12 protein-coding genes are annotated in these 11944 nt (G+C 36.7%); 5 read left to right on the top strand and 7 right to left on the bottom strand.

What is annotated here, in order from left to right; genetic code table 11:
* Nucleotides 1-346: 346 nt before the first annotated feature.
* The 4 genes from B154_RS0125345 to B154_RS0125360 are packed head-to-tail and all read left to right on the top strand — an operon-like array spanning nt 347 to nt 3807.
* A complete protein-coding gene (locus B154_RS0125345; RefSeq protein WP_018617158.1) occupies nt 347-835 on the top strand; it encodes a hypothetical protein in 489 nt (162 codons plus the stop codon).
* On the top strand, nt 832-2121 hold the full coding sequence (locus tag B154_RS0125350; RefSeq protein WP_018617159.1) for a glycosyltransferase family 4 protein: 1290 nt from the start codon (nt 832-834) through the stop codon (nt 2119-2121). The genes B154_RS0125345 and B154_RS0125350 overlap by 4 nt, the downstream gene beginning before the upstream one ends.
* A 14-nt stretch (nt 2122-2135) precedes the next feature.
* Nucleotides 2136-2741 carry a D-glycero-alpha-D-manno-heptose-1,7-bisphosphate 7-phosphatase gene (locus B154_RS0125355; protein ID WP_018617160.1) on the top strand — a complete coding sequence of 202 codons (606 nt, stop codon included), beginning with the start codon at nt 2136-2138 and terminating at the stop codon, nt 2739-2741.
* Complete coding sequence (locus B154_RS0125360) at nt 2701-3807, top strand: glycosyltransferase family 9 protein (RefSeq protein ID WP_157580962.1); 1107 nt, start codon at nt 2701-2703, stop codon at nt 3805-3807. The genes B154_RS0125355 and B154_RS0125360 overlap by 41 nt, the downstream gene beginning before the upstream one ends.
* Nucleotides 3808-3811: 4 nt before the next feature.
* On the opposite strand, the gene B154_RS0125365 is transcribed toward B154_RS0125360, so the two are convergent.
* From B154_RS0125365 to arfB, 5 genes are all read right to left on the bottom strand, one after another.
* Entirely contained in the window at nt 3812-4804 is a 993-nt protein-coding gene (locus tag B154_RS0125365; RefSeq protein WP_018617162.1) for a glycosyltransferase family 9 protein, read from the bottom strand.
* 205 nt (nt 4805-5009) lie between these two features.
* A complete protein-coding gene (locus B154_RS0125370; RefSeq protein ID WP_018617163.1) occupies nt 5010-5981 on the bottom strand; it encodes a glycosyltransferase family 2 protein in 972 nt (323 codons plus the stop codon).
* A 2-nt stretch (nt 5982-5983) separates the two neighbouring features.
* Nucleotides 5984-7699 (bottom strand): carbamoyltransferase family protein, encoded by a 1716-nt coding sequence (locus tag B154_RS0125375; protein WP_018617164.1) that lies wholly within the window; start codon nt 7697-7699, stop codon nt 5984-5986.
* A gap of 176 nt (nt 7700-7875) precedes the next feature.
* The gene (locus B154_RS0125380; RefSeq protein ID WP_071595327.1) at nt 7876-9381 is read right to left on the bottom strand and encodes a lipopolysaccharide biosynthesis protein; all 1506 of its coding nucleotides are present in this window, start codon (nt 9379-9381) and stop codon (nt 7876-7878) included.
* 95 nt (nt 9382-9476) lie between these two features.
* The gene (gene arfB / locus B154_RS0125385; RefSeq protein WP_018617166.1) at nt 9477-9884 is read right to left on the bottom strand and encodes an alternative ribosome rescue aminoacyl-tRNA hydrolase ArfB; all 408 of its coding nucleotides are present in this window, start codon (nt 9882-9884) and stop codon (nt 9477-9479) included.
* Nucleotides 9885-9914: 30 nt separating this feature from the next.
* On the opposite strand from arfB, the gene dtd reads away from it, so the two are divergent.
* Nucleotides 9915-10367 carry a D-aminoacyl-tRNA deacylase gene (gene dtd / locus B154_RS0125390; protein WP_018617167.1) on the top strand — a complete coding sequence of 151 codons (453 nt, stop codon included), beginning with the start codon at nt 9915-9917 and terminating at the stop codon, nt 10365-10367.
* A gap of 184 nt (nt 10368-10551) precedes the next feature.
* Here dtd and B154_RS0125395 read toward each other — a convergent pair whose 3' ends face one another.
* Together B154_RS0125395 and B154_RS0125400 are read right to left on the bottom strand one after the other, a co-directional pair.
* Nucleotides 10552-11181 (bottom strand): outer membrane beta-barrel protein, encoded by a 630-nt coding sequence (locus tag B154_RS0125395; RefSeq protein WP_018617168.1) that lies wholly within the window; start codon nt 11179-11181, stop codon nt 10552-10554.
* A gap of 6 nt (nt 11182-11187) precedes the next feature.
* The gene (locus B154_RS0125400) at nt 11188-11820 is read right to left on the bottom strand and encodes a DUF4136 domain-containing protein (protein ID WP_018617169.1); all 633 of its coding nucleotides are present in this window, start codon (nt 11818-11820) and stop codon (nt 11188-11190) included.
* Nucleotides 11821-11944 lie beyond the last annotated feature (124 nt).

Raw genomic sequence — 11944 nt, forward strand, 5'->3', positions numbered from 1 at the left:
CATAACAGTTATAGCTTTTCACTTCCTGTGATCAATCATCACAAAAAATTATAAAGATATCACGGTGAGCTTTTACTCTCTGAACTCTTTTGTAAGGTTTTTTAGACAACGCTTTTCTTTGAGAACGGGTGAATAAATTGAAATTAAAAAAAGTTTCAAATTTTAGTATAACTTATTTTAATTCAATTCTATATAAAGCCGTTAACAAACTTCTAACAATACGAGGAAAAATTTCTACTAAAACCTTTGCAAAAGTTACCTTCTGCTTCTTTCTCATTGAAAATCAAAATGGTATTATAATTGAAATCTAATATGGAAGAAAAAAAATTTAGAATATTAAAAAGAGATGGAGAGCAGTTTGCAAAACGATTATAAAATATCAGATAAAAAAAATAAAAAATTTTCAACTGTAACACGTGCGTATTCCATCAACAACACTTTTTCTTCAAATATTAATCAGTTCTCATCATTTAATAGAAGATACAATTGGAAAGACTGCGCATCATTGCTCGAGATGATGAAAAATTTTTTCCTTAATCCTCTATATTCCATCCTTATTGAAAAGCCTCCTGTAACTCATTTAGGATTTTTATATAATCATACAAGGCGCTCAAGAAAGATTGGGCAGAAAAAAAGCTTTAAAGAAGGAAAACGTATTTGTAAAACTTCAGATGACGCTTTTATAACCGGTGTAAAAACATTATTACAAACATTATTTTCCTATAATTGTAAAAATACTATTGTCCAATATTCGGAAAAGGCTAATTTATTGTTTAGATTGGAAAATAAATCAATTTCTTCTGCATGTAAAATGCTGCAAACAACTACTATATGAAAAGAAAGATAGCATTCATTAGCGAGCATGCATCTCCATTAGCTTCTCTGGGAGGAGTAGATAGCGGGGGGCAAAATGTATACGTAGCAGAACTTGCTAAACACCTCGCATCGGCCGGGCATCATGTAGATATCTTCACCCGATGGGAGGACGCGAAACTGCCTAAAGTAATAGAATGGGAAAATAACATTAGGGTAATTCATGTAAAAGCGGGGCCGATGGGTTTAGTGCCAAAGGAAGAATTACTTCCTTTTATGCCTGCTTTTAAAGAAGACATGATAGAATTTATATCGTCAGAACAAATTAATTACAATCTTGTACATGCTAATTTCTTTATGTCAGGGCTTGTTGCTATGTGGCTAAAAGAAGTTTTGAATATACCTTTCGTTATTACTTTTCACGCTTTAGGATATGTAAGACAAATACACCAGGGCAAAAGCGATAAGTTTCCTCCGGAAAGAATCGAAATCGAAAAGCAAATTGTACAATATGCTGATGCGGTAATAGCAGAATGTCCACAGGATAAAAGTGATTTGATAGAATACTACAACACTCCTCCTGAAAAAATTACCATTATTCCATGCGGATTCAGCGCTAAAGAATTTTACCCGGTAAACCGGGAAATTGCCTGTACCTTATTGGGTTTGCAGCCAGATGAGAAAATTCTTTTGCAATTAGGCCGAATGGTTCCACGAAAGGGAGTTGACAATGTAGTGAGGAGCCTTGGGCGACTTAAAGAAACCGGAGTACCATACAGGTTGGTTGTAGTAGGCGGCGAAACAGACGATCCTAATCCGATGGCTTGTCCCGAAATAGCAAGACTTCAACAGGTCGCACGAAAAGAAGGCGTGGAAGATAAAGTAACTTTTGTAGGAAGAAAAAACAGGGATATCCTTAAATATTATTATTGCGCAGCACACCTGTTTATTTCTACACCATGGTATGAGCCCTTCGGTATAACTCCTCTCGAGTCTATGGCTTGTGGAACTCCCGTTATCGGCTCAAATGTCGGGGGAATAAAATTCAGTGTATTAGATGGTAAAACCGGGTTTTTAGTTCCGCCTAATGACCCTGATGCTTTAGCTTCTAAAGTTCATTTACTCATATCAAATCCTTCTTTGCTTCAACAAATGAAAAAAGCATCGATACAAAGAGTTAAGGAAAATTTTACCTGGAGAAAAGTTGCACTACTTGTTGCCGACCTTTACCAACACATACAAGTACCTGCATTGGTTTCCGAAGAAACAACAAAAGAAAGCATTAATAAAAAGAGCCAGGCGGCTTAACCTATCTTTGCTACATGGCAGAAAAAAGAAAAGCAATTTTTCTTGATAAAGATGGCACACTTATTCCAGATATTCCTTACAATGTAAATCCTGATTTAATTACATTACAACCCGGAGTAATTGAAGGTTTGAAATTATTGAAAGAAGAAGGATACCTTTTTGTAGTAATTTCAAACCAGGCAGGTGTAGCAAGAGGATATTTTAAATACGATGAATTGGAAAAGGTTGAACAAAAACTTAACCTTTTGTTTAATGCTGAAGGGATAGAGATCGAAGGTTATTATTTTTGTCCTCACCATCCTCTCGGTAAAATAGCTGAGTACACCCTTTCCTGCGCCTGCAGAAAGCCTGAGCCAGGCATGATACTCAAAGCTGCAGAAGACCTGCAAATTGATACAGAAAAATCGTGGATGATCGGTGATATTTTAAATGATGTGGAAGCAGGAAACAGGGCAGGATGCAAAACTGTTTTATTAGATCTTGGTTACGAAACCGAGTGGGTAAAGGGAAATTTCAGAACACCCACTTTTGTAGCTGCTGACTTTTTACAGGCTGCCCGTTATATATGTAACACCGTTAATGAACCTGCAACTGATGACAGAAAGCTGGCCGCGCGCTAAAAATATTTTAATAATCAGGGCAGATAATATGGGCGATCTCATTATGTCTGCGCCTGCTATCAGGGCTTTAAGAGATACTTTTTCTTGCAAAATCACTGTACTCACTTCCTCGATGGCTGCCGGCATAGCTCCTTATCTTTCTGAAATAGATGATGTAATTGTATTTGACCTTCCATGGATAAAAGCTAAAGAGGTAGCAGGAAACGAAGCGATATTTACATTGGTACAACAACTTAAAGAAAGAAAGTTTGATGCTGCTGTCATCTTTACCGTCTTCAGCCAAAATCCTATGCCTGCAGCTATGATTGCTTATATGGCTGGCATACCACTTCGCCTTGCCTATAGCCGCGAAAATCCGTATGAATTATTAACCAATTGGCTGCCTGATAAAGAACCGTATACATTTATTCAACACCAGGTCATTCGCGACCTTTCCTTAGTAAATTCAATAGGGGCAGTTACTGAAGATGTTTCTATACATTTAGATATTCCGGCATTAGCATGGAAAAGTGCAGAAGATAAACTGACAAATAATGGTATAGATTTAAATAAGCGATGGCTTATTTTTCATGCAGGCGTCAGCGAAAAAAAGCGCGAGTATCCTGGCGACCTTTGGGTCAGGTCGGCGAAAAAAATTATTAAAGAAAAAGGTTTTCAAATATTATTTACGGGTGCAGGTTCTGAAAAAATATTGTGTGAACAATTAGCAGCCGAAACAGGAGAAAATGGATTTTCTGTTGCAGGCTTATTAAAGCTGGAAGAATTTATTGCCTTAATAGAAAAAGCTCCTGTAATTGTTTCAGTAAACACTGGTACAATTCACATAGCTGCTGCAGTAAACACACCTGTAGTAGTTTTATATGCTCAAACTAATCCCCAACATACCCCATGGAAGGTTTCATCATCCATCCTGGAATTTGAAGTAGAGGAAGATAAACGAAGTAAAAACGAAGTGATTCAGTTTTTATATAAAGAAGTCTATAGGAGGCCTACTCCAATGCCCCAGCCAAACGACATATATCATGCAGTAAATAATTTATTGGAAAAAAGTTCTTCCAACACTTAATAATTTACACTCTAAAGCTGCTAAATAACAAAGATTTTAATTCACTACGAACTTTATTAATATCAGCGTCGGTGGTCCAATCTATTGTTGTATGCAACGATCTATTTAGCGGACCCCACCTGTCCGGCTCTCCGTCGAGACTTATTACAATGCTTTTTGTTTTAAGCGCAGCAGCAATGTGAGATACGCCGGTGCAGTTTGAAACTAGTGCAGTCGCATTTTTTATTAAAACAGCTACAGCACCTAACGATGTTTTACCCGCAGCTATTATTGGTTCATACTTCATGTATCGTTTTACGTTTTCTACTATTGGCATTTCATCTTTGGTTCCTGTTATTACGACCTGTAGTCCGTTTTCATAGCAATAGTCTCCAACCGCAGCAAAATTTTCAGGGCTCCACTGCCTGCTTACTCCTCTAGACCCGGGATGTATAATCACATATTCGTTTGTCCTTACCGGCAAGGCTGCCTTTTCAAAATCTTCTGTGTCTTTGTCTGTAATAGGAAATTCGAGGTCGGTAGTGTATGCTGTAATTCCCAATGCTTCAATCAATCTTAAATGCCGATAAATTTCATGAACATTGCCTGGATATTCAACAAACAAATCCTTATTAGGGCAAAAATTATTTTTAGTGTAAAAACCGGCAATATTTTTAGCAGCAAATAAATCCACCAAAGGATTAGATATCAAACCGCTTCCATGCATCTGTAGTGCCAAATCGAAATTTTCATTCTGCACCTTTTTCAAAAAATCAGGAAATGCCAAATAATCAACAGGCTGCTCTGGAAAACCCGGAAAACCGGGAAATGGAATTAAAGACTGAAAATATTCAGGAAACCTTTCCACCAACATCTTCGCCCATGGCAATCCAATTAAAGTGATTTCCGCATTAGGGCACGCATTATGCAAGGCCCTTATAGCAGGTATAGCACAAAGCATATCACCAATTTGCAGTGCACGAAAAACAACAATTTTTTGTAGATTCTGAAGCTTCATTAATCAGTTTTGCTATTTTTTTATTTTGATTTAAACATTTGTAACACAGATTCATCTTTACTTGCGACGCTCCATTTATCTTTTTGTAATGCTATTTAACTGTACTTAAAGCCTCTTATTTATATTCAAAAACAGCTACAATAGCTTAAAGCACCACTACCCTCTGCTACACAAATAATACAACAAACCCTCAACTTTTCATAATTCAAAAAAACAATACCCTGTATTTTATTGCTCCATAAAGGGTCCAAAACACAGATAAAAAAGGAATTACAACGGATGTTGCAATCATTTCAAAAATATGAGAAACGGTTTTTCTGGCAGGTATTAATCTTTTGACAATGAAAGTAATTGTCAAGTAAAACCAACCAACAAAAGCAACGACAGTTAACAAGGTAATTTTTAAAAATACTGACACGGCAAGCACTATGAAAAATAATATAATAAAATAGTATTTCCAGTTTGGACTTTTTCTTATCCGCTTTCGAAACAGATCAGGATATTTCTTGAAGAGAAGAGCGTTGAACATTGCCTTCCTTTGCTCTTTAATACTTACGCCCCAGGCAACTTTCCTTACAGGATGTATAACAATTGCATCATTTAATTTCACTATCGGAACTTTTCGATTAAGCAGTTTAAATTCAAGATCACTGTCTTCGCGCCACGCCTCGGTAAATGCTTCATCAAAACCACCTGTTGCCTGCAATGTTGCTTTGGTGCAAACACAATTGGCTGTAACAAAATCTCCTGTTTCGAGTCCTTTTGTATTTAATTCAAAATCGGTAGGCTGCTCAGACACCGGGACAATGACTTTTCCAGTATAAGCTATTTCCGGTTCATTTTTATAATGATTCAAAATGCTCTCCAACCATTTTTTATCAGGCAAACAGTCATCATCGGTAAAAGCGATTAAAATACCGTGAGCGTTTTGCCAGCCAAGATTACGTGCAGCGGCAGGTCCTTTTTTTACTGGTAGAGATAAAAATTTTATATTGAGAGATGAGCATGTCCGGTATTCTGCAACTATTTGCTTAGCCAGTACATCTGGCCCGTCGCTAACAATAATGACTTCATATTTCTCCCTCTCTAAGGTTTGCCTACACAGGTGGCGCAGGCAACTTATTAATAATTGCGGGCGCTGAAATGTAGGAACAACTACCGATATTGCAATTTCCATAATTACTTCTCCAACAAAAATGAACCAATAACAAGCGCATCAAACGGCGAGCTCCAGAAACATTCGACGGCATCACGCGGAGTACAAACTATTGGTTTGCCTAGTGTATTAAAAGATGTATTTACAAGTACTGGCACTCCTGTTTTCTTCTTAAATTCTTTTAATAGATTATAGTATACCTGATGTTGTTGTTCGTTTACTGTTTGTATTCTTGCTGTGCCGTCTACATGTCTCACCGCGCGAATTTTGTCTGCCTTTCCTTGTTTTACATTGTAGGTAAAGAGCATAAAAGGCGAGTAAGAAGCATTTTCAAACCATTCTCCCGCATCTTCTTCTAACACAACCGGAGCCACAGGTCTAAAATCTTCCCGGTCCTTCACTTCATTTAACCTGCTCTGCATATCAGGATTAATTGGTGACGCAAGAATAGACCTGCTTCCTAATGCTCGTGGACCAAATTCCATACGCCCCTGGAACCAACCGATTATTTTATCCTGTGCAAGAATCTCTGCTGTTTCTTGTGCTACGTTCTCCAGCTTGCGATACTTCGTCTTTGTCCATTGTAGAAATTTTTCAATCTCTGCGTCATTATATTCGGGTCCCCAATAGGCATGGTTCATATTAAAGGTTTTAGCAGCATTTTCCCTAAACATATTATCAACCCAAATAGCAGCTCCCAAAGCAGTACCAGAATCTCCGGCAGCTGGTTGCACCCATACATTTTTAAAAGAGCTTTTGTCTTTTATTCTTGCATTCATTACACAATTTAAAGCCACACCGCCAGCCATGCACAAATTTTCTTCTTTGGTTTCATTATATAGCCAGTTACAAATTTCAATAGCAGTTTCCTCTAAAACAAATTGTAGCGAATGAGCAATGTTGAAATGATGCCTTGTAAATTCTTCATGCCGTAATCTTGATGGTCCAAATCTTTCTTCAAGCCTTTCCTCTTTTATAAAGTATTGGCCGTTTGCTGTTATTTGAATCATCTCCCTGAAATCTTTTACAAACTCAGGCTTTCCATAAGAGGCTAGTGCCATTACTTTATATTCATCTGAACTATGCAAGAAGCCAAGATGTTCTGTTACCCTTTCATATAATAACCCTAGTGAATCAGGCATATTTACCTGCCCTATTTTACTCAATTCATTTCCATTACCAACATTATAAGTTGTCGTAGCAATTTCACCTCTTCCATCTAAAGTCAGCACTGCAGCCGTTGTATAAGGTGAAGGATGAAATGCACTAACCGCATGAGAAATATGATGGTCAACAAAATGCCATTGTTCATCTCTTATTTTGGCACCTTTAAATCTTTTTTGCAAGTGATGAGGATATCCGCTTTTTAGCTGCAACGGTGCGTTTACAATATAAGATAAAAACAAGGGATCCCATGGAGAAAGCCATTCTTCACTTTTAGGCGCTTTGCTGGGTTGCAACGGTAAGTTTAAAGTATGATTATTTGCATGCTTTCCTAATAATAAAAATGGATCAAATGAATATGCAAAATGATCAACATCATTTATGTGAATACCTGCAACCTGAAGACAATAATGTATGGCATTAAAAGGAAGTTCATATGTGCTGAAAGGAACAGGACGCTTGCCGTGTTTTATGTGCGTAAATCTTTCTTCTTCGGCGGAAGCCAATAATTTTCCATCTTTTAAAATGCATGCAGCAGAATCGTGAAAAACGGCATTGATTCCAAGAGTGAACATAAGCAGTGTTAAGTTGCTTAATCTCTATAAAAATTATTCCACCAGAATAATCACATACAGCCTTTTTATTAATAACCAAGAACTTTTTGTTTGGTAAACTCCTTGCTTAGCTAAAACAAAAATAGCAGAGGCGTATTCGTAAAATGTTGAATAGAAAAAATTGCTTTAAAAAATTATTATTTAATAAATTTTCCTATTACCGGAAATTTTTTAAATTCTTCTTTCTCAATCAATAATATAAACCACGTATATATAAAAAGTAGTAGTGCGCCAATGAAAAGGCTAAACCAGATTTGCGGCACTATGGAGGTTAATGCTCTATGAATAAAATAGAGAGTTACCACAATTACAATATAGGCAATAAGTTTTTTGGTTGGATATGGAATACGGTATTCTTTTTGACCCCACGCAAAACTAATAACCATCATACTGCCATAGCAGAAAAAAGTAGCCCAGGCACATGCCAGAAAGCTATAGTGTGGAATAAAAATACGGTTGATAAGTATAGTAATAGCTGCACCGGTTATTGTAATGTACGCCCCTGCTTTAGTTTTATTGCCTAACTTGTACCAAATACTCAAGTTGTAATAGATACCTAAAAATATATTTGCCAGCAACAGAATCGGAACTACGCCCAACCCAACCCAATAAGTTCTTCCAACAAAATATTTGAAAACAGGAAGGAACAGGCTTACCAGCAAAAACATAAGAGTAACGGTGATCACAAAAAACTTCATAACCCTTGCATACGTTCGTTGTGGGTTTAACCCTTCTGCCTGCTTAAAGAAAAAAGGTTCGGCGCCCATTCTAAAAGCTTGCGTAAACAAGCTGATAAGTAACGATAATTTATAACAGGCGCTATAAATGCCTACCTGTTCTTCTTTAAAAGTTATACTTCCGGGCACCCACCAGTTTAGCATTAGCCTGTCAAAAGTTTCATTTATCATCCCCCCCAGGCCTACTATAATTAAAGGCAATGCATACAATATCATTTCTTTCCACAATACTTTGTTGAATTCAAGTTTTATTGCCCCTATCTGTCCCATCAGCAACAGTAACGTTAACCCTGATTGCAAAAGAGTGGCAATAACGACGTAAGTAACCGGATTAACATCTGTGCGATAAAACAGACTTATCCAGCTGTTAGGATTATTAACAATTATTTTAGGACAGTAAGACAGGAAAAAGATGGTTGCAGCAATATTTACAAGAATGCCAATAATTCGTATGAAAGCATATTTTATTGGCCTTCCCTCATGCCTGAGTTTAGCGAAAGGTATTGTAGCCAGTGCATCTAGCGCAATGATTAGGATGCTGATTTTAATAAGATAAGGTTGGCCGGGTATGCCCGCCAGTGAGGCGAGTGAATTGTGAAAGATCCATAAAACAAGTGAAAATATTATAGTTGAAATAAACAGGGAAATACTTGCTGTGCTGTAGATGCTTTGTTGAAATTCCTTTCGCTGAGAAAAACGAAAATAAGCCGTTTCAAAACCGTATGTAAAAAGAACATTAAGCAATGGAATAGCTGCATATACAAGGCTCAATTTTCCATAGTCTGAAACTTGCAAAACTGACGTACTCGTTAAATATGGTGTAAGCAGGTAATTGATAAACCTTGCAGCAATAGAGCTTACTCCATACCACATTGTTTGACCCGCTAATTTTTTAATGCCGCTCAATAGTTTCGATATTTTTTGGCAAAAATAGCGGTAAGCACTAAGCCCGACACTATTTTATAATTGCTATAAGAAAAAACGATCAGTATAAGAATAATTTAAATATCGTGTAACCTTACTTTTCGCCGGTTATCTTTTATTTTAGATTTACTTTTTTTTGACTGCACCCGTTTTTCTTTAGATGCTTTAGAAGGTTTTGTTGCTATTCTCGTTTTCTTTTTCTCCAGGGCGTGCTCTATCAAAAAATTAATCTTTCGAACCACGTCATCCTTATTGCTGAGCTGTGTACGTGCTGTTTGTGATTTTACCAAAAGAAAACCTTCAGACGTAATTTTATTTGCCAGCTTCTCAAAAATCCTTGCTTTTTGTTCGTCGTTAAATAGGTTCGACCCTGCTACATTCCATCGGCCTTCGACCATTGTTTCCACTTTGTTTACATTCTGACCACCTTTACCTCCACTACGCGCGGTACTAAAAATAATTTCGTTGTAAACATTTACCTTCATAATTATAAAATTACAGCGAAAAAAGCTTTTATGAGGGTTGTAGTACAAAGGGTGAGCCGGGCATCAGTTACAGTTGAGAAAAAAATAGTGGGTGAAATAAAAGATGGCTTGCTTGTATTGGCAGGATTTGAAGATACCGATACTAAAGAAGATATTGAGTGGATCAGCAACAAATTAGTACAAATGCGAATTTTTAATGATGAAAATGAGGTAATGAATAAAAGCGTAAAAGATATTGATGGAAACATTTTGCTTGTGAGTCAATTTACTTTGCATGCAAGTACAAAAAAAGGTAACCGTCCTTCTTATAGCCGGGCTTCCAAAGGTGATATTGCAATTCCCCTTTATGAAAAAACTATTCTTCAATTACAAACAGATTTAGGCAAAGAAATAGAAACGGGCATTTTTGGGGCCGATATGAAAGTGGAACTGTTAAATGATGGACCCGTTACAATAATAATGGATAGTAAGAATAAAGAATAAAACGTGTTTTTTTTGATTTTAATGCTTGGTGGTAAATAGTAAGATTGCTCAATTCTTGCTATTGGCATAGCCCTATATCATTAGAATAAATAGTGGCTTGAGTACTTGCTTAGGCTGAAAATCAAAGAGGCGGCTTTCTCAAAAGCCACCTCTTTTTATTCAAAATCAATACCCCTAAAACCCATTACTTTAAGCCAAAAATTACTCCTGCGTTTATTCCTACATTATTCAGTTTGGATACATCGTTATTGTTGTAGTTTGAGTAATTATACGTTGCGCCAATTTTAATACCATTTTGGGTAGGTCCTTTTCCAAAAGGGATTTTAATACCCGCTCCAGCCTGTGCTGCAAATGCAGTTGAAGATTCAGTTCCTCCAAACTCACCAAGATATTGACCATAATTTATGAGGTTAACCCCTGCTCCTGCTGACACATAAGGTTGAACCATCGATGTACTTGTGCCTAAAGGATAAAATGTTCCCCGAAAAAGTATAGGCACAATGTCCATAGAGTTAGTCAGGACTGCGGATACAGTCTGGTTTCCATCCAGTTTGTATAACTGTCTGCCATACTTTTGATAGTAATTTTGATACCCTGAACTTAAGCCCAAAGAAAACTTTGGATTAAAAGTATAGCTGATCATTCCGGTACCTCCCCTAAACGATGTTTTACCTATATAATCATTTTTAAAGCTTCCAACGGGAACACTTACATTATAGCTTAACTCCATTTTAAACTTCTCCTGTGCAGATGCGGAGAGACCGATGAAGCAAACTGCACATACTGTCATTAATATTACAAATCTTTTTTTCATAATTTTTTACTTAGATTTTAAATAGGGTGATTGAGTAAACAACTTATTTACCTGGTCAGCAGCAGTATTTGCATTAAATATGCCTGAACCACGAATTAATCCGTTCCATATGACTTCTATTTTATTAGTAGCAGGTGCATCTTTAAGATTAAGCATATCTATAGAAAGAGCGCCTTCCCTAATAGAATAAGTTGCATAACTGTAGGGTGAATAGTAATTGTAACCGCCATAGCCCCAATAATACGGATCCCAATAACCTCCATAGTAATCATAATAATTGCTATAGCTAATAATGCCGGTAGAAGTATTGTAGATACGGGTAATATTGATGCCAAGGTCGGGATTAGCACCCTTATTTACAAGTGTATATCCGTCATTCTGCATTTCTGTTTTAACAGCGTCAATAAATGCCTGGTCAGTTTGGTTGAGTTGTTTTGACGCCTCACCATTGTTAAGAACTGCCACAGAGTCAGAGATACTGAAAGTATGATAGTTGCTAAAATTCTTTGTTGAGTCATGATTAGTTATGTATATTCTTGACTCTTCTGCAGTCAAATTTGCCAACGGATCTTTTGAACAGCTTGTAAAGCCTACAGCCAAAACCATAATACTTACCCACAGCCCATTTTTGCTTTTCATATTTTATTCTCCTTTTTTTGTTTAATGAATTTACATCCAATTTAAATCAAATGGAGTGCCTAGGAGTTTTAAGAAAAAACTAAAGAAGATAAATAAAAATCAAATTGTGATTGTTTTAATGAAA

The sequence above is a fragment of the Segetibacter koreensis DSM 18137 genome (genome assembly GCF_000374045.1).
GTDB lineage: Bacteria > Bacteroidota > Bacteroidia > Chitinophagales > Chitinophagaceae > Segetibacter > Segetibacter koreensis.